General features: G+C 51.4%; 18 protein-coding genes. 7 read left to right on the forward strand and 11 right to left on the reverse strand.

The features are described from left to right. Positions 1–149: 149 nt before the first annotated feature. Positions 150–317 carry a ribosome modulation factor gene (gene rmf, locus IAE50_RS00775; protein ID WP_023481470.1) on the forward strand — a complete coding sequence of 56 codons (168 nt, stop codon included), beginning with the start codon at positions 150–152 and terminating at the stop codon, positions 315–317. Positions 318–386: 69 nt separating this feature from the next. Here the strand turns inward: rmf and fabA are convergent, their stop codons facing one another. Next, positions 387–905: a bifunctional 3-hydroxydecanoyl-ACP dehydratase/trans-2-decenoyl-ACP isomerase gene (fabA, locus tag IAE50_RS00780; protein WP_023481591.1), complete on the reverse strand. Its 519-nt coding sequence runs from the start codon at positions 903–905 to the stop codon at positions 387–389. An 84-nt stretch (positions 906–989) separates the two neighbouring features. Next, complete coding sequence (locus tag IAE50_RS00785; protein WP_200579317.1) at positions 990–2,735, reverse strand: Lon protease family protein; 1,746 nt, start codon at positions 2,733–2,735, stop codon at positions 990–992. A gap of 182 nt (positions 2,736–2,917) precedes the next feature. Between IAE50_RS00785 and matP the strand changes: the two genes are divergently transcribed. Next, positions 2,918–3,370, forward strand: a complete 453-nt coding sequence (gene matP / locus IAE50_RS00790) for a macrodomain Ter protein MatP (RefSeq protein ID WP_023481810.1) — start codon at positions 2,918–2,920, stop codon at positions 3,368–3,370. An 86-nt stretch (positions 3,371–3,456) separates the two neighbouring features. Here the strand turns inward: matP and ompA are convergent, their stop codons facing one another. Together ompA and sulA are read right to left on the reverse strand one after the other, a co-directional pair. Continuing rightward, positions 3,457–4,506, reverse strand: a complete 1,050-nt coding sequence (ompA, locus tag IAE50_RS00795; protein ID WP_023481315.1) for a porin OmpA — start codon at positions 4,504–4,506, stop codon at positions 3,457–3,459. Between the two features lie 367 nt (positions 4,507–4,873). Continuing rightward, positions 4,874–5,383, reverse strand: coding sequence for an SOS-induced cell division inhibitor SulA (gene sulA, locus IAE50_RS00800; RefSeq protein ID WP_200579318.1), 510 nt, complete (start codon positions 5,381–5,383; stop codon positions 4,874–4,876). A 216-nt stretch (positions 5,384–5,599) separates the two neighbouring features. Between sulA and IAE50_RS00805 the strand changes: the two genes are divergently transcribed. After that, positions 5,600–6,220 carry a TfoX/Sxy family DNA transformation protein gene (locus IAE50_RS00805; RefSeq protein WP_054803149.1) on the forward strand — a complete coding sequence of 207 codons (621 nt, stop codon included), beginning with the start codon at positions 5,600–5,602 and terminating at the stop codon, positions 6,218–6,220. Here IAE50_RS00805 and yccS read toward each other — a convergent pair. Together yccS and IAE50_RS00815 are read right to left on the reverse strand one after the other, a co-directional pair. After that, positions 6,217–8,343, reverse strand: a complete 2,127-nt coding sequence (gene yccS / locus IAE50_RS00810) for a YccS family putative transporter (protein WP_200579319.1) — start codon at positions 8,341–8,343, stop codon at positions 6,217–6,219. The two genes, IAE50_RS00805 and yccS, sit on opposite strands and share 4 nt — an antisense overlap. A 16-nt stretch (positions 8,344–8,359) precedes the next feature. Next, positions 8,360–8,806 carry a YccF domain-containing protein gene (locus tag IAE50_RS00815; protein WP_094420311.1) on the reverse strand — a complete coding sequence of 149 codons (447 nt, stop codon included), beginning with the start codon at positions 8,804–8,806 and terminating at the stop codon, positions 8,360–8,362. A 122-nt stretch (positions 8,807–8,928) separates the two neighbouring features. On the opposite strand from IAE50_RS00815, the gene helD reads away from it, so the two are divergent. After that, positions 8,929–10,983, forward strand: a complete 2,055-nt coding sequence (gene helD, locus IAE50_RS00820; RefSeq protein WP_200579320.1) for a DNA helicase IV — start codon at positions 8,929–8,931, stop codon at positions 10,981–10,983. 26 nt (positions 10,984–11,009) lie between these two features. Here helD and mgsA read toward each other — a convergent pair whose 3' ends face one another. Then, positions 11,010–11,468 (reverse strand): methylglyoxal synthase, encoded by a 459-nt coding sequence (gene mgsA, locus IAE50_RS00825; RefSeq protein WP_023481788.1) that lies wholly within the window; start codon positions 11,466–11,468, stop codon positions 11,010–11,012. A gap of 136 nt (positions 11,469–11,604) precedes the next feature. Here mgsA and IAE50_RS00830 point away from each other — a divergent pair, with 136 nt between their 5' ends. After that, on the forward strand, positions 11,605–12,018 hold the full coding sequence (locus tag IAE50_RS00830) for a CoA-binding protein (protein WP_200134056.1): 414 nt from the start codon (positions 11,605–11,607) through the stop codon (positions 12,016–12,018). Between the two features lie 29 nt (positions 12,019–12,047). On the opposite strand, the gene hspQ is transcribed toward IAE50_RS00830, so the two are convergent. Beyond that, positions 12,048–12,365, reverse strand: coding sequence for a heat shock protein HspQ (gene hspQ, locus IAE50_RS00835; RefSeq protein WP_023481608.1), 318 nt, complete (start codon positions 12,363–12,365; stop codon positions 12,048–12,050). A 60-nt stretch (positions 12,366–12,425) separates the two neighbouring features. Beyond that, a complete protein-coding gene (gene rlmI / locus IAE50_RS00840; protein ID WP_200133965.1) occupies positions 12,426–13,616 on the reverse strand; it encodes a 23S rRNA (cytosine(1962)-C(5))-methyltransferase RlmI in 1,191 nt (396 codons plus the stop codon). Between the two features lie 91 nt (positions 13,617–13,707). On the opposite strand from rlmI, the gene yccX reads away from it, so the two are divergent. Then, positions 13,708–13,989: an acylphosphatase gene (yccX, locus tag IAE50_RS00845; protein WP_076769648.1), complete on the forward strand. Its 282-nt coding sequence runs from the start codon at positions 13,708–13,710 to the stop codon at positions 13,987–13,989. On the opposite strand, the gene tusE is transcribed toward yccX, so the two are convergent. Together tusE and yccA are read right to left on the reverse strand one after the other, a co-directional pair. After that, a complete protein-coding gene (gene tusE, locus IAE50_RS00850; RefSeq protein ID WP_054803116.1) occupies positions 13,986–14,315 on the reverse strand; it encodes a sulfurtransferase TusE in 330 nt (109 codons plus the stop codon). The genes yccX and tusE overlap by 4 nt on opposite strands. Before the next feature lie 88 nt (positions 14,316–14,403). Further along, positions 14,404–15,063 carry an FtsH protease modulator YccA gene (yccA, locus tag IAE50_RS00855; RefSeq protein WP_023481827.1) on the reverse strand — a complete coding sequence of 220 codons (660 nt, stop codon included), beginning with the start codon at positions 15,061–15,063 and terminating at the stop codon, positions 14,404–14,406. A gap of 268 nt (positions 15,064–15,331) precedes the next feature. On the opposite strand from yccA, the gene IAE50_RS00860 reads away from it, so the two are divergent. After that, the gene (locus IAE50_RS00860) at positions 15,332–16,960 is read left to right on the forward strand and encodes an ABC transporter substrate-binding protein (RefSeq protein WP_200579321.1); all 1,629 of its coding nucleotides are present in this window, start codon (positions 15,332–15,334) and stop codon (positions 16,958–16,960) included. The last annotated feature ends 126 nt before the right edge of the window (positions 16,961–17,086 follow it).

Below are 17,086 nucleotides of genomic sequence, written 5' to 3' on the forward strand. Positions count from 1 at the left end.
TGAAGTTTTGTCCAGGTCACATTTATGACACTGGCGTGAATTTTGCGCATTGACGACGCGGTCTATTCAAGGTATTTGTGACCTGTGGTTGCACATTAAGTGACCACTGTTTTCTTTTCCACCAGATAAAAGAATGAGGGAAACGAGGCATGAAGAGACAAAAACGCGATCGCCTGGAACGGGCACATCAACGTGGTTATCAGGCTGGTATTACGGGGCGCTCGAAAGAGATGTGTCCGTACCAAACCCTGAATCAAAGGTCCGAGTGGCTTGGAGGCTGGCGACAGGCCATGGAGGACAGGGCAGTGACTGCCTGATTCTGTCTCTTTAGAAAAAGAAACCTCCGCATTGCGGAGGTTTCGCGTTTTGGCAGGGCTACGCTGCTATCAGAAAGCAGAGGTGTCCTGGAACAGACCGACCTTCAGATCGGATGCTGTGTAGATAAGACGATCGTCAACCAGCACTTCACCATCAGCCAGACCCATGATCAAACGACGGTTAACGATGCGTTTGAAATGAATGCGGTAGGTGACTTTTTTCGCTGTCGGCAGAACCTGACCGGTAAATTTCACTTCACCTACGCCAAGCGCACGGCCTTTGCCTTCGCCGCCCAGCCAGCCGAGGTAGAAACCAACCAGCTGCCACATGGCATCAAGACCGAGGCAGCCCGGCATAACCGGATCTCCGATGAAGTGGCAACCGAAGAACCACAGGTCCGGATTGATATCCAGTTCAGCTTCAACGTAGCCTTTATCGAAGTTACCGCCGGTCTCGGACATTTTGACCACACGGTCCATCATCAGCATATTCGGAGCCGGTAATTGCGGGCCTTTTTCGCCAAACAGTTCGCCGCGACCAGAGGCAAGAAGATCTTCTTTTGTATAGGATTCGCGTTTATCTACCATGTTCTTAATAAGCCTTATTTGTAATTTCGCACGCAGGATAGCTAACACGTGTACGCTGAACAAGTCCGATCAGTTAACAGTGAACTAGTTTAGCCAACGTAACGGCCAGGGAAAGCGATGGCGAGCCTCTTGTTGGGTTGCCTGCGCGATACGTTCGAGAATGATTTGCTTGAGGTTGGTTTGCCCTTCAGCGTCCCATGCCAGACCCATCAATAAGGGTAGCGCATCTGTCACATCATCCACTGCCCAGATGGAAAATTGCTTCGCCTCAATGGCATCCAGCAACTCCTGGCGTAAACACAAATGCCGAACATTCGCCGCAGGAATGATGACCCCTTGCTCGCCGGTCAGTTCACGTTGCTGGCAGATGGCGAAAAAGCCTTCAATTTTTTCGTTTAAACCACCGACCGGCTGGCAACGACCAAACTGATCGACTGAGCCGGTAATAGCAAGACGTTGATTAACCGGCACCTCTGCCAGCGCACTGATCAGCGCGCAAAGCTCAGCCATTGAAGCGCTATCGCCATCCACTTCACTGTAAGACTGTTCAAAGGTGAGTGAGGCAGAGAAAGGAATTTGTTGTTCAAGATCCAGCTCGGACATCAGAAATGCCTGCATGATCATCATGCCTTTTGCATGGATGTTGCCACCGAGTTCCGCTTTGCGCTCGATGTCATTGAATTCCCCGTCACCGATATGCACAACACAGCTGATGCGCGAGGGTTCGCCAAACGCTCGCGGGTGACCCGGGAATTCAATCACGGAAAGGGCATTAACCTGGCCGATACGTTCACCTTCGGTTTCGATGAGGATCTGCTCAAGCAGGATCTCATCCTGCATCCGCTCCGCAAGGAACCCTTCTCGCCACTCACGCTGAGCAAGCATGGAGGTCAGGGCATCGTTATCAAAAGTGTTGTCGGCCGTTAATGCCGCAACTTCGCGCAGTTGGCGCGAGAGCCACAAAGGGCAGAGCGGTAATGTTTCTTGATCGCCGGTATAACGCACGGCTTCACGAATTAGCGTGGCCCAGGCATCTGCCGCCGGCGTCGGTAATTGTGCGGCGCTGGCCGTTTGTTCTACCCACTGACGCCATACGCGCAGTGTGTCGGTATCTGTAACCTGCAGGGTCTCTTCGTATTCGCTATAAATCGCCTGTGCAGCGAGTTCCGGCTCCATCTCCTGGAAATCTGCCAGCGACTCACGCTCGCCGACCAGAACAACTTTCAGATCCAGCGGCATAGATGGTACCGACACCGGAAGCGGGCGCGACTCGTCAAACGATACCCAGTCGAAACGGCGCTGCGTCACCATGGTTTTCAGACGCATCCAGAGTAATGGCTGGGCTAAAAGAGCTCGCAACGAAATCAGTAATACGCCGCCGTTTGCCTGATGAACCAGGCCTGGCTGAAGGGTAATCTCTTGATTAAACTGACGCAGGCAACCGAAAAGCTGCTCGGCTTCAACCCAGTCGGCAACCACAACAGGTTGCTTACCGACGAAATTACTCGCGGGATTAGTAGTGGGTTCGAAACGCACAGTTGAGCCATTAATATCGTACTGCCCGCCTAAAGGGGTGTGCGTGGCAGGCAGTAGCGAGGTGAGCGTTTCACCAATAAGCGTGAGATATTCGGCTTCTTCTGGCGCTTTTGTCAGTAAAAAGCGCGATGTTGCGCGCGGGTAGAGCAACTGCTCAAGCGCATATTGCAATCGGGGCTGAGTATCGGCCAGTGAGAAGTCCGTTTCGCTCGCTAATGCGGACGATTCAAACACGTCCTGATAACTATCTGTATCAGGAACCAGGTCGTTCCATTCAAGTTTTGTAGTGGTCAAAGTCGTTTTTTTAGTTAGCTGTAAAAGGCGGGATTATACCGTAAACGCTGGCGCATCACACAATGATTACAACTTTCAGCCAGCCTGACCCGGCAGATCGACTCTTCCTGGTGATTTCTTCTGAGCAGAGTCTTAAAAAACTGATATTCTGGACTCAGTTACGCGGTTACGTTGAGAGAGAAATGAAATATCAACAACTGGAAAATCTCGAAAGCGGCTGGAAATGGAAGTATCTGGTTAAAAAGCACCGTGAAGGGGAGTTAATCACCCGCTATGTGGAAGCGAGTGCGGCTAAAGAGGCCGTCGATAATTTATTGACCCTCGAAAATGAGCCCGTGCGCGTTAACGCCTGGATAGAGCAGCATATTAATCCGGCGTTAATCAACCGGATGAAGCAGACTATTCGTGCGCGCCGTAAGCGGCATTTCAATGCCGAGCATCAGCATACGCGTAAAAAATCAATCGACCTGGAGTTTGTTGTCTGGCAACGACTGGCGGGGCTGGCACAGCGCCGCGGGAAGACGCTTTCCGAAACGATTGTCCAGTTGATTGAGGATGCAGAGCATAAAGAGAAGTATGCGTCGAAAATGTCGACCATAAAGCACGACCTGCAGGCGCTGCTCGGAAAAGAGTAGTCATCGGGCTGCCTGACTCTTCCCATATCCAGACGCTACATAATAAAAAACCCCGCGCAATGGCGGGGTTTTTTCTGACGGAGAACTTAAGCCTGCGGCTGAGTTACAACGTCTTTGATACCTTTAACTTCGATCTCAACGCGACGATCCGGACCCAGGCAATCGATCAGAGCAGCGCGTGCTTTCACGTTGTCACAGGTGTTGCCGGTAACCGGGTTGGATTCACCCATGCCACGTGCGGAGATTTTGTTAGCCGGGATACCTTTAGAAACCAGGTAATCAACAACGGACTGAGCACGTTTCTCAGACAGACCCTGGTTGTAAGAGTCAGAACCGATGCGGTCGGTGAAGCCCAGAACCACTACGGAACCGTCTTTCGGATCCAGGTTGCTCAGCTGGCTGTACAGCTGATCCAGTGCCTGCTGACCTTCCGGTTTCAGGGTTGCTTTGTTGAAAGTGAACAGAACGTCAGACTTCAGAGTGAAGTGCTTGGTCTGTACTTCCGGAGCCGGAGCCGGAGTCGGAGCAACTACCGGTGCGGAATCTTCCTGCTGACCGAAACGGTAAGAAACACCCAGGCTCAGCAGACCGTTGTCCGGACGACCACCAACGGTGTTCGCGTCACCAATGTTGTTGGTCCATTGGTATTCCAGACGGGTAGCGATATCACGGGTAACTGCCCACTCAACACCACCAGCGAAGACCGGAGAAACGCCGGTATCGTGATCTTTGAAGCCCTGGTTGTTTTTAGCGTCTGCACGCCAAACCATACCACCCAGACGGGTGTACAGATCAACGTCATCAGCAATAGGGTAACCCAGTTTAGCGGTCAGCTGAACGCCCTGAGCTTTGAATGCGCCGTTTACATCGCTGCCTTTGTACGGCATGCGACCCAGCCAGTCATAGCCCATTTCAAAGCCAACGTACGGGTTAACCTGATAACCACCGAACGCACCAGCGCCTAACTGGCTCTCGTGAGTCGGGCCATTGTTAGGGATCTGGTTGTTACCAACATCGTGGAACTGAGACCAGCCCAGTTTAGCACCGGTGTACCAGGTGTTATCTTTCGGAGCGGCCTGCGCTACGGTAGCGAAGCCAGCCAGTGCCACTGCAATCGCGATAGCTGTCTTTTTCATTTTTTGCGCCTCGTTATCATCCAAAAATCGCCATGGAAATCTCGTCGAGAAGTCACGGTTAAATCCTTCACCGGGGGCATTGCTCACTGACAACTCTGCAGATATCTTTACCGATATCTTTGGCTTATGCCGAGCACCCCTGGCGATGTAAAGTCTACAACGTAGTTGGAAACTTACAAGTGTGAAGTCCGTCAGGCATATGAAAAAAAAGGCTTTGTGTACACAAAATTTAACATTTGTGCTCAGATATCGTTCATCATTGATATATGGCAAACCACGCCGCACAAGCTTTGCGGCTCTATTTAGCTAATAAATAGGGGATACTGGAAGCGGCGAAAAATAATCCCAGGAAAACTCCTAAATTTACTCAATGATACAAATTTGAGTGAATTTTTATCCCGGAAAGCTGTCTCGCAGCGAGGGGATTGCGACGAATTGGACGCATAACAAAGCCAATCGCATTGCCTTCTTCGGCTGCCGATGCCAGGCGGCGATGTTCATCTTCCGTCAACTCCTCAGTATGCCAGCCAATGACAACGCTGAAATTACCGGTACGTAACGCCCGGATCATAGAGTCCAGCGTAACCCCGGGAGAGAGTTGGTTAATCTGCATCACTTTAGTCAGCGGCAAGCCAGCAGACTGAACCCATTCACGGCTTAATTTCTGTTGCGGTGTTAACCACAGCTGCCAGCGTGACTGTTGACCAAGCTGCTGTAGCAATGGCAGCAATAATAACTGAGTCATCATGGGCTGGTCTTCATGGTAAACCACTTCGCTAATCAGCCCGGTAGCGAGAGTATTCGAATCGCTCTGGTTCAATGTGTTAATCGCGGAAGCGGATGTTTTAGAACGATTTGCATAGCCTGAAGTGTGCATAAGCAATCCAGCCCTCTGAGTTACTGTATAAACATACAGTACCTGTTGAGTGTTTAAAGATCAACCTCAATTTCTGAAAGCATCTCGCATTTTTGTTTTGTGGATGCGGCTCAATACAAAATTTGCTTGCCGTCGCGCGCGCAGTTGCCTATGTTCCTGATTACTGGATCCGCTTACGGAAAAACGCATTACCAGGTGATTTATAAAGGAAAAATCATGGAAGACCTATCTTATCAACGGATATATCAATCGCGCGAATATCTCACTTCACTCGGACAAATTAGCCATCGCGCCCACTTTGGTGGTTATAGCCTTGCAGTGGATAACATCGTTTTTGCGATGATAGCCGAGGGGAAACTCTACTTACGCGCCTGTGATGAAAGCGCGCAGTATGACGTCGTCCGGCGTGCACCGCTTTTAAGTCTCAACAAGCGGGGGCGTCAGATATCGTTAAATTATTTCTATGTCAGCGACAATGTATGGGGTGACCGCGGCTTACTGCTGAAGCTTTCTACACTTGCGCTTGATGCAGCACGGCGGGAGAAAACACAGCGCGAAAAACTTTTTCGGCTGCGCGATCTACCCAATCTTTCCAGTCAACTCGAGTTTCAATTGCAGCAGGCCGGCATCAAAGATGCGCAAATCCTGCGGCTACTTGGTGCGAAAGTTTGCTGGCTCAGACTTCGGAAAATGAATAAACAACTCAGTGTAAAAGTGTTATTTGCACTGGAAGGGGCCATCGTCGGCATTCATGAAGCAGCGCTTCCGGCAAGTCGTCGCCAGGCGCTGCTTGAGTGGTCTAATGATGTGATCAATAAAGGAGCTAACCCTCTCTAGACTATTTGGCTTTTTAAACGAGAAACTTCCGGCAATAACGCTATCAACAGGCCAACCTGTTGTAATACAAGCGGCTCTTTGCTGTCGGGGCGCGGATCCAGTTGCTTGATGCGCTGCGATAAATCAGCAAGCGCATCCTGCACCCGCCCCTGATCGACAGGCGAATGGTGGAGGGCATCATCCACGTAACACACCGCGTCATCCAGTAGACGCAACACTTCAGGTTGGGTTAATTGCTCGCGATGCGCACCCAGCGCAGAAATGTAGCTTATAAAAGTCTGATTAAGGCACAGCAATCTGAACGCCACTTCACGGAGCTCAGGTGAAGTACCCGGTTCCGAAGACATATTCGATACTACCGAAGCCAGCTCGGCATCGCGGTTGTAAGCGTTACGCCTGGCGATGCGATAGGCAAGGCGATTATCACGTCCTTGATGATACTGCTCGAGGATCGCGTCAAGATAACGGCAGTTGGCGTTAAATGCTTTCTCCGTGACGCTCGACAGGTTCCTGAAGCGCCAGTCCGGCCAGATAAAGCTTACTGCCGCCCAGGCGATAGCGCAGCCAATCAACGTATCGATAATGCGTGGAATAGCGACTTCAAACCCTTCCCCGAGCAGGTTGAAACAGAGCAAAACCAGCAGCGTGATGAACATTGTGGCATGAGCGTATTGCACCGTGCGGAATGAGAAAAAGAGCACGCCAGTAATAACAATCAGCAGCAACTGTCCCTCTTGGGAAGGAACAAAATAGAGTACCGGCAAACCGATAGCGACACCTACCAGCGTGCCGATGACGCGCAAGCTCAGACGATGGCGCGTGGCATTATAGTTCGGCTGGCAAACGAACAGGCTGGTTAACAGGATCCAGTAGCCATGTTGTAAACCGGTGAGATGGATAAAAGCGTAGCCGATACAGAGCACCACCGACATACGCACCGCATGGCGAAACAGGGCAGATTCGGGCGTCAGATTTTGGCGCAGGCGTAACCAGACGTCGTGAAAGCCGTTCAGGCTGTCGTCGGCGAGCTGATTTTCCGTCTCGCCATGAGCCTGAGGATGAGGCTGTCCTGATTCAATTGCTGCCAGTTGCGCGTCGATCGCGCGCAGATTGTCGAGTAAAAAACCGAGCGCTTTAACATGTTCGGGAGTCGTTTCCCCGCTGTTTTTTATCCGCGCCAGCGCGGCGTCAAGGTGAAGGAATACCCGTTCAAACCGGCTGTCATGCTGATAGGGCTCACGCAGCAAAATCGCGCGGGAGAGCTGCGCGCAGGCCTGAGATTGCATCGAAAGAAGACGTTGAAAGCGGAACATCACGTCGCTATAGCGAAAATGCTCGCGCAGGGTTTGATACTGAATGTGCGATGAGCTCGCGCGTTCATGGATATCTTGTGCTGCAAAGTAGTAATGCAGCGCCTGACGCGTACTTCGCTGCCCACGATCGCCCCGTAAACGGGTGAGCATTGTGCCCTTTGTCTGATTAAGCGTGGTAACCAGTTGGCCATTAGATAAGGCGAGTTCATATAAAGGTGCCTGGCTGGCTTCCTCAATATCAGGATCGAAAAGGCGTGATTTCAGTTCCAGGTAGTGCGCTAGCTGCTCATAGCAGCGCGCCAGGTTGTCCTGCAGCGCGCGAATGGGGAAAACAAGATGCCCGACCAGCGTCAGGAGGTTGAACCACACGGCGCCAGCCAGCAACAGCAGAGGTTGCTGGTACCAGTGCTCGAAAAGCGACACGCCCAGCATGGTGTAAACGGCAATCAGCAGCGCACCAAAGGCAATAGTGGCATATCGTTGACCTAACCCTCCCAGCAAAATAAAGCCGATAGTGGAGCTGACCAGGCCAAGTGCGAAGAGCCATGGCCAGGGGAATAGTAACTCCACCGATGCCGAGGCGATAAAAAAGGAGACCAGCGTAATGACCAGGTTTTTTAACCGCCCGGTAAGACGGTCATCGAGGTCGGCCAGCGCCGCAGCAACCACGCCGAGGGTTAATGGAATGGTCAGTTTAACTTCGCCAAGGTGCCACGGTAACGCGGCGGTGCCGCAAAGGGCGATAAAGATCCTGACGTTATATAGCCAGGCGCTGTTCCAGGTGTAACGACGAAGCAAGGGGCTCAACATAGGGCAGGGGATCCGATTACTGAAAACGACGACGCGCGTTGGCTTCACGTGCAGCCCGTGCCGTTTCAACGGAAACAACACGACGCCCCACCGGCCACAATGCGATAGCGGCGATTTTAAAATTCGCCACGCCAACCGGGATACCAATAATTGTCAGGCATTGAGCCACGCCGGCAATAATATGCATCACGCAAAGCCACCAGCCGAACAGGATAAACCAGACAACATTCAGTAAGGTTCCCCCTGCGTTTAGCAGACCATTTCTGCCGTCTGGAGAGAGTTCATCGACGTGGACCGCCTCATTTCCCCACGGAATAAGGGATAACTTAGTGATCTCCCAGCATGAGCGCGTGAGCGGAAGGGTCACGATTAACAACACGCTAACAATGGTTGCCACCAGCCAGCCCAGTGTTGTGGCAAAACCACCGAGGACAAAATTCAGGATATTCAAAATGGTACGCATAAAACCTCAGTTGAGTTCCGGGTATTGATCGTTCCGGCAATTGTAACGATTTTTTGGACTGGAGCACCAATTCTCTGACAGGTAAACTGGCAATAATTGTCACAAGCTGAGATCACCAAGAGATGGAACTGAAAGCGACTTCCCTGGGAAAACGCCTGGCACAGCACCCGTACGATCGCGCGACCATCCTGCATGCAGGTATAAAAGTAGCGGGCGACCGCCATGAATACCTCATTCCCTTTAATCAATTATTAGCGATTGAGTGTAAGCGGGGCATGGTTTGGGGAGAGATGGAGTTTCAGTTGGCTGATAACAAAGTGGTGCGCTTGCATGGCACTGAGTGGAGTGACACGCAGCGTTTTTACCACCTTCTGAATGAGCGCTGGTGCAGCTGGAGCGCGGAGATGAGCGAGGTGGCAGCTGAACTCCTGTCGGGCCAGTTGACACTTATCTCTGAACGTATTGATCCATCCAGATGGTTGACGCGTAACCAGTTGACCGGCGTACAGCGCCAGTTGCAGGAAGCTTTCGCTGCGCTTCCGATACCCACCAGTCGTCTGTCGGAGTTTGATAATTGTCGCACGCTCTGGCAACAGTGCCAGGCATGGCTACAGGATGTTGAAGGGCGTCGGGCAGAACATAATCAAGCCTTTACCGAAACGATGCTGAAGCAGTATGCGACCTTTTTTGAACAGGTTGAAAGCTCGCCTCTAAATCCGGCGCAAGCGAGGGCAGTGGTCAATGGTGAGCACTCTCTTCTGGTATTGGCTGGCGCTGGCAGCGGTAAAACTTCCGTGCTGGTGGCGCGTGCCGGTTGGCTACTGGCACGCGGTGAGGCCTCTGCCGATCAAATTCTTCTGCTCGCCTTTGGCCGTAAAGCAGCGCAGGAGATGGATGAGCATATTCGCGAGCGGCTGCATACCGATGAGATCACTGCGCGGACTTTTCATGCACTGGCTCTGTACATCATTCAGCAAGGCAGCAAGAAAGTGCCTGCATTGAGCGAGCTGGAAAACAATACTGCCGCACGACTGACGCTGTTAACCCAAACCTGGGTGCAGCAGTGCAGCGAGAAAAAAGCGCAGGCAAAAGGGTGGCGTCAGTGGCTGGAAGAGGAGCTGAACTGGCAGATTCCTGAAGGGAATTATTGGGATGATGAGGCGTTGCAGCGGCGCGTTGCACCACGTTTGGATCGCTGGATAAGTTTGATGCGCATGCATGGCGGTGCTCAGGCGGAAATGATTGCCAGCGCACCGGATGAGATACGCGATCTCTTTGCCAAACGCATCAAATTGATGGCGCCATTGCTGAAAGCATGGAAGAGCGCGCTTAAGGAAGAGAACGCCGTCGACTTTTCGGGGCTTATTCATCAGGCCATCAATGTGCTGGAAAAAGGGCGCTTTATCAGCCCGTGGAAGCATATTCTGGTGGATGAGTTCCAGGACATTTCACCCCAGCGCGCTGCGCTACTGGCGGCGTTACGCAAACAAAATACGCAAACAACACTTTTTGCAGTCGGCGATGACTGGCAGGCGATATACCGCTTCAGCGGCGCGCAACTTTCCCTTACCACTGCGTTTCACCACTATTTTGGTGAAGGCGATCTCTGCGCCCTTGATACAACCTATCGCTTTAATTCCCGCATCGGTGAAGTGGCGAACCGCTTTATTCAGCAAAACCCCTCGCAGCTTGCCAAGCCGCTTAACAGCTTGCTGGCAGGTGATAAAAAATCCGTAACGCTGCTGGCAGAAGATCAACTCGATGCGCTGCTCGATAAGCTAAGCGGTTTCGCGAAGCCGGAGGAGCGCATCCTGGTATTGGCCCGTTATCATCACGCCAGGCCAAAAAGCCTGGACAAAGCGGCAACGCGATGGCCGAAACTGCAGCTGGATTTTATGACGGTTCATGCCAGTAAAGGGCAGCAGGCCGATTATGTCATTATTGTTGGCCTAAAAGAGGGGCAAGATGGGTTTCCTGCGCCAGCGCGGGAATCGATTATGGAACAGGCGCTTTTGCCTGCGGAAGAGGAGTTTCCTGACGCAGAGGAGCGTCGTCTGCTCTATGTTGCACTGACGCGAGCACGTCATCGCGTTTGGTTGCTGTTCAACAAAGAGGAACCTTCACGCTTTGTTGAAATACTCAAATCGCTGGATGTGCCCGTTGCCAGAAAGCCCTGAACTCAGGCGGCGGGTGCCGCCTGACGTTACTTCAACCGTTCAGCCAGATAGCGCTGATAATCTGGAATCAAAATATCAACGCTGTGATTAAATTGCGGGGATTCGATAATAAAATCGGCGGTTGAAAGGTTGGTTGCCACAGGAATATTCCATACCGTCGCCAGGCGAAGCAGGGCTTTTACATCAGGATCGTGAGGGACGGCATTAAGCGGATCCCAGAAGAAAATGAGTACGTCGATTTTACCTTCCGAGATGAGCGCGCCGACCTGCTGATCGCCACCCATCGGGCCGCTCAGCATTGCATTCACTTCCAGCCCAGTTGCGCGTTGAATCAAATTACCGGTAGTGCCGGTTGCATAGAGTTGATGTGCTGCCAGCACGGGCTGGTGCCGCTCAACCCATTTCATTAACAACTGCTTGCAGTGATCGTGCGCGACAAGGGCGATATTCTTGCGTACGGGTAGCGTGCGAGTGGTTGATTCCATGATCTATTTCCGTCAGTGATGTTTGCTACAGATTACTGGAAGCACTTGATGCTGCAAGAGAAGCGAATAAAAAAAACAGAAAATGGTTGAGTTACCCCGATTGATTTACACTTTGTGAAATCAAGCGGAGGAAATGATGAAAGAGAACGATATTGCCGAGATTTTACGCGCTACGCATACCATCGCTCTGGTTGGAGCAAGCGACAAACCCGATCGTCCCAGTTACCGCGTCATGAAGTACCTGTTAGATCAGGGCTATCATGTGATCCCAGTCTCACCAAAAGTGGCCGGAACGACGCTGTTGGGTCAGCAGGGGTATGCGACGCTGGCAGATGTGCCAGAGAAAATTGATATGGTGGATGTGTTCCGTAACTCCGAGGCCGCATGGGACGTCGCGCAAGAGGCGATTGCCGTAGGGGCGAAAACGTTATGGATGCAACTGGGCGTGATTAACGAACAGGCTGCTGTGCTGGCGCAGGAAGCGGGGTTGAACGTAGTGATGGATCGCTGCCCGGCGATTGAAATTCCGCGCCTGGGTTTGGCGAAATAAAAAAATACCCCGCTGGTTGCGGGGTACGATCAGTTTCGCAATCTTGGAGCCTGCAGCTGGCGCCGAATGGTCCGCGCCAGTTCATCCATTGAGGGCTGTTCGGGGTGCTCATCCGTTATTTCGCTGGTGAGCTGCGCTTCGGCCAGATAAGTGTGAACGGGTTGACCGTCGTCATCCTCCATCACTACATGGTACCAGGGCAGTATGCGTAACTCGTCATTGACTGCCAGCTCGTCTGCTGACGGCTCATCAAGCGAGTACTCTGGGTCGATATCGACCACTACGCCAAGATACCCCAGCAGTGAGTGGCGAACCTGCTGACCGATACCGAATTTGCTGGCTATCATTGTCACCTCCCGGGAACCTTTGATAACCCCAAATATGGGGACGCGGCTCCAGATTTCAACTTACATGACGCGACAGGCAAACCCTTTCAGATAAAGCCCTTCCGGGTAGGTTGCGATCACCGGGTGATCGGCGGCCTGACGGAACTGGTCTATAAATTGTATATCACGCCCGGCATCTAAGGCGGCATCAGCGATGATTTTCTGAAATAAATCGGTGGTCATCAAACCTGAGCAGGAGAAGGTCAGCAGCACGCCGCCGGGATTGAGCAACTGAATAGCCAGCATGTTGATATCTTTGTAGCCGCGGCAGGCACCCATTAGCTGGCTTTTGTTTTCAACGAATTTCGGCGGATCCATCACAATCACATCGAAGGTTTCGCCCTGATCGCGATATTTACGCAGCAGTTTGAACACATCATCGCGTACAAACTCCGCTTTGCTCAGATCAAGCTTATTCAGGGTAACGTTCTGCTTCGCAACGTCCAGCGCTTCCTGTGAGGTATCAACGCTAACGACCTCGCGACAGCCGCCCATCAGTGCGGAGACGGCAAAGCCGCCAGTGTAAGAGAAGCAGTTAAGTACGCGTTTGTCAGCCACGTAGCGACGTGTCGCCAGGCGGCTGTCGCGTTGGTCGAGGTAATAACCTGTCTTATGGCCGCCCTGAATATCAACAAACAGCTTCATGCCGTTCTCTTCGATAGGTAACAGCGGCGGAGGCAGCTCGCCTGACACCGTACCTTGTGTTAACTCCAGTCCCTCTTTTTTTCGCACCGCGACATCACTGCGATCGTAAATAGCGCATTCCGGATAGAGCGTTTGTAGTGCAGAAAGGAGTGCCGGACGCTGATATTCCGCTCCGGCGCTCAGAAGTTGCAGCACCAAAAAATTGCCGAAACGGTCAATCGTTACACCGGGTAAGCCGTCAGATTCGCCCGCAATCAGACGATAGCTGTCCAGACCATCACGCCCGGCGAGCCAGTTACGCCACTGCTGCGCTTGCTGTAAACGGCGGGTGAAGAAGTCGATATCAACGCTTTCGTCTTTATCAAAGGTCCAGACGCGCGCGCGGATTTGTGAAGCGGGAGAGAGCGCTCCGCGGGCCAGCCATTTACCCTGATGATCGACGATATCCACGGTTTCTCCGAGGCTGGCTTTGCCTTCCATTCGCGCTACGGCGCCGGAAAACACCCAGGGATGACGACGCAATAATGACTTCTCGCGTCCTTTGGCTAACACTAAACGTACACTCATATTTGGCTATTCTGTCGGCTGAAGAAAATGGGCGCTATTGTCACGGGTTCGCCGGGTAAATGCAACGCGCCCGCATTGATGGAGATAAGATATGGCTCAAGTTTGCACAATCGCCTGGGTACACGGCAGCGTACAAGGTGTTGGATTTCGCTACACCACACAACACGAAGCGCAGCGTCTGGGATTAGTCGGATATGCGCGAAATCTGGATGATGGCAGTGTTGAGGTGGTTGCCTGCGGTGAGGCGGAGAATGTCAACAAACTGATTGAGTGGTTAAAAGCGGGTGGGCCGCGTAGCGCGCGGGTCGATAAGGTTTTGACCGAGCCTCATCAACCCGACAAAGCGTGGAGCGATTTTGGGATCCGCTACTAGATGCACTTAACCGGTTTAGGCAGGCCTGCAATTTTCGTGGCCTGTTTAGCCGGGCCTTTTGGAAAGAGGCGATAGAGATAGCGGCTGTTGCCTTTCTCTTCGCCATATTTATTGGCCATTGCCTTTACCAGCATGCGAATAGCAGGTGAAGTATTGAACTCCAGATAAAAGCCGCGCACGAAACGCACCACTTCCCAATGTTCAGGGGAGAGAGAAATGCTCTCTTTCTCTGCAATCGCCTCTGCCAGAGCCTCGCTCCACAGCGAAGTTTCTTTTAAATAACCTTCGCTATCTGTTTCGATTTCTTTACCTTCAAAGATCAACATAGTTTCCACAACGGCTGTTTATGACGGCGGGAGTGTAACAAAAAACAAAGCCCCGCATAAGCGGGGCCTGATGGAGAAGGGATTGGCTTTAGTCTCTGCTGGCGAAGCCCAGAATACTCAGCAGGCTAACAAAGATGTTGTAGAGCGATACATAGAGACTCACGGTCGCACGGATATAGTTCGTTTCGCCACCATGAATGATATTGCTGGTTTCATACAAAATCGCGCCGGTAGAGATCAGAATAAATACTGCGCTGATTGCCAGGTGCAGGGCAGGAAGCTGAAGGAAAATATTCGCAACCATACCGATTAGCACAACCACGATGCCGGCCATCAGCATACCGCCCAGGAAGGACATATCCTTACGGGTAGTCAGCACATAGGCTGAGCAGCAGAAAAAGACCAGTGCGGTACCGCCAAGCGCCAGCGCAATGACGTCACCCATCCCGGCAGACAAATACGCGTTCAGCATTGGACCAAGGATGTACCCAAGGAAGCCGGTAAAAGCAAACGCAGCAATAATACCGCTCGGCTTATTCGCCAGTTTGTAGGTTAAGAACATCAAACCATACATCCCAACCAGCGTAAGGATAAGCCCCGGCGAAGGGAGCATCAGTACGGTACTTGCAGTTGCTGTGATCGCAGAAAAAGCCAGTGTCAGACTGAGCAGAAAATAGGTATTACGAAGAACTTTGTGCGTGCTCAGCAGCGAGCTGCGGTCACGCGAAGAAGTAATTAGACGATCCATAAGCCACTCTCTTATGACAGATGTAATTAGAAGTCGAGTCTAGGAAAGTCTTGCTTGCGGTAAAAGACGTTTTACCCATCTTTACTCATCGCAGCGGCTGCCGATGCCTGTTTTATCGATAAAAAATGTGATTAGAAGATTCTGGAAACAAATGTGATGCAGAGCCATATTTATCTCTTATATCGCTCGAAATGTTTTGCCGTCTAATCTTTAGCACGTTAAGAGTGTAAAGGCGTCGTTATATAACAAATTTCAAAGGCGAATGGATATGAAACCACAAACACTAAACAACATAACTCACGTTTTATTGGCAGTCGGGATGATGTGCGCAACGACCCTGGCTTATGCGGCAAGCGTACCCGCAGGGGTTGAACTGGCGGCAAAACAGGAATTAGTGCGTAACAACGGCAGCGAGCCGGCATCGTTGGACCCGCATAAAGTTGAGAGTGACATCGAGTTCAATATTATTCGCGATATGTTCGATGGGTTGCTGGCAGTCAAAAAGGATGGTTCTATTGAGCCGCTTTTAGCCGAAAAATGGGAAAACAAAAATAATACTGTCTGGACGTTTCATTTACGCCCGGGGATCACCTGGTCGGATGGTACGGCAATTACAGCTAAAGATGTGGTCTGGAGTTGGCAGCGTCTTGTTGATCCGAAAACGGCCTCTCCTTACGCCAGCTATCCGGGCAATATGCATATCCTCAATGCAGAAGATATCGCACAAGGTAAAAAACCAGTTGATTCGCTGGGTGTAAAAGCAGTGGATGACTCGACTCTTGAGGTTACCCTGACTCAACCGACAGCCTCTTTTTTATCTATGTTGGCTCACCCCTCAATGGTTCCGATCGATCCAGTGCTGGTTAACCGCTTCGGTGATAAATGGACAAAACCGGAACATATCGTCACCAGCGGAGCGTATAAAGTGACTGATTGGGTGGTCAACGAGCGCATCGTGGCGGAACGTAACACGCGCTACTGGAACAATAAGGCGACAGTGATCAATAAAGTCACCTATCTACCTATCAGCGCGGAAACTGCAGATGTAAACCGCTTTAAGGCCGGGGAAATTGATATTACCTACACAATTCCTGTGAATCAGTTTGCCCAGCTACGTAAAACATTTGGCGAGCAGGTCAGCGTTGAGCCTCAACTGGCGACCTATTATTACGAGTTCAATACCACTAAACCCCCCTTCAACGATCCACGTCTGCGCCGCGCGCTCAATATGGGGTTAGATAAAGATATTATTGCTGACAAAGTGATGGCGCAGGGTCAAAGGCCGGCATGGGTCATCAGCCAGCCAGAAATCGGCGGAGTGAAGTTATCTCCGCCAGATTATTCCACATGGCCGCGTGAAAAACGCCTTGCAGAGGCGAAGAAATTGTTAAACGAGGCGGGCTTCAATGAAGCGCACCCTCTAAGTTTTAACCTTCTCTACAACACGATGGAGACGCATCAACGGATTGCCATTGCTGCGAGTTCAATGTGGAAAAAAAATCTTGGCGTAGAGGCAAAGCTGCAGAATCAGGAGTGGAAAACAATGCTGGATACGATGCATACCGGCAATTTTGACGCAGTGCGCTATGCATGGATTGCGGATTACGATGATGCGGCGACCTTCCTGAACAACTTCCGTACCGGAAGTAGTGAGAATACCAGTAAGTACAGCAATTCAGCCTATGACGAGGCGCTGGATAATGCAGCGAAGGCGAAAGATGTTGCTGAGCGAGGAAAATATTATCAGCAAGCAGAAGATCTTCTGGCGCGTGATGTACCGGCAATCCCTGTTTATCACTATGTACGTACGCATTTGGTGAAACCATGGGTGGGCGGTTTCAATCCCGATCCACTGGGTTACTATCTCACGCAAGATATGTACATCAAAAAACATTAAAACGCTGTCCTTATCCGCTTCTTTATTGAGCACTGTGTTGATGTTTAAAGCGATTAACCTGTTTTTGGTTGTTTTTCACGCAAACGAACATTGTCACGCTTTACATGAGGGGCAGGGATGTTTATA

Origin of the sequence: Kosakonia sp. S42 (genome assembly GCF_016624785.1) — a bacterium.
GTDB classification, from domain to species: domain Bacteria; phylum Pseudomonadota; class Gammaproteobacteria; order Enterobacterales; family Enterobacteriaceae; genus Kosakonia; species Kosakonia cowanii.

What these genes read in the sequence shown, in the direction of transcription:
- IAE50_RS00815 (WP_094420311.1), bottom strand. Translation starts at nt 8,806, where the DNA reads ATGCGTACCATTTTGAATATCCTGAATTTTGTCCTCGGTGGTTTTGCC.
- rmf (WP_023481470.1), top strand. Translation starts at nt 150, where the DNA reads ATGAAGAGACAAAAACGCGATCGCCTGGAACGGGCACATCAACGTGGT.
- mgsA (WP_023481788.1), bottom strand. Translation starts at nt 11,468, where the DNA reads ATGGAATCAACCACTCGCACGCTACCCGTACGCAAGAATATCGCCCTT.
- IAE50_RS00830 (WP_200134056.1), top strand. Translation starts at nt 11,605, where the DNA reads ATGAAAGAGAACGATATTGCCGAGATTTTACGCGCTACGCATACCATC.
- IAE50_RS00860 (WP_200579321.1), top strand. Translation starts at nt 15,332, where the DNA reads ATGAAACCACAAACACTAAACAACATAACTCACGTTTTATTGGCAGTC.
- matP (WP_023481810.1), top strand. Translation starts at nt 2,918, where the DNA reads ATGAAATATCAACAACTGGAAAATCTCGAAAGCGGCTGGAAATGGAAG.
- yccA (WP_023481827.1), bottom strand. Translation starts at nt 15,063, where the DNA reads ATGGATCGTCTAATTACTTCTTCGCGTGACCGCAGCTCGCTGCTGAGC.
- hspQ (WP_023481608.1), bottom strand. Translation starts at nt 12,365, where the DNA reads ATGATAGCCAGCAAATTCGGTATCGGTCAGCAGGTTCGCCACTCACTG.
- yccX (WP_076769648.1), top strand. Translation starts at nt 13,708, where the DNA reads ATGGCTCAAGTTTGCACAATCGCCTGGGTACACGGCAGCGTACAAGGT.
- yccS (WP_200579319.1), bottom strand. Translation starts at nt 8,343, where the DNA reads ATGTTGAGCCCCTTGCTTCGTCGTTACACCTGGAACAGCGCCTGGCTA.
- IAE50_RS00805 (WP_054803149.1), top strand. Translation starts at nt 5,600, where the DNA reads ATGGAAGACCTATCTTATCAACGGATATATCAATCGCGCGAATATCTC.
- ompA (WP_023481315.1), bottom strand. Translation starts at nt 4,506, where the DNA reads ATGAAAAAGACAGCTATCGCGATTGCAGTGGCACTGGCTGGCTTCGCT.
- fabA (WP_023481591.1), bottom strand. Translation starts at nt 905, where the DNA reads ATGGTAGATAAACGCGAATCCTATACAAAAGAAGATCTTCTTGCCTCT.
- sulA (WP_200579318.1), bottom strand. Translation starts at nt 5,383, where the DNA reads ATGCACACTTCAGGCTATGCAAATCGTTCTAAAACATCCGCTTCCGCG.
- helD (WP_200579320.1), top strand. Translation starts at nt 8,929, where the DNA reads ATGGAACTGAAAGCGACTTCCCTGGGAAAACGCCTGGCACAGCACCCG.
- rlmI (WP_200133965.1), bottom strand. Translation starts at nt 13,616, where the DNA reads ATGAGTGTACGTTTAGTGTTAGCCAAAGGACGCGAGAAGTCATTATTG.
- tusE (WP_054803116.1), bottom strand. Translation starts at nt 14,315, where the DNA reads ATGTTGATCTTTGAAGGTAAAGAAATCGAAACAGATAGCGAAGGTTAT.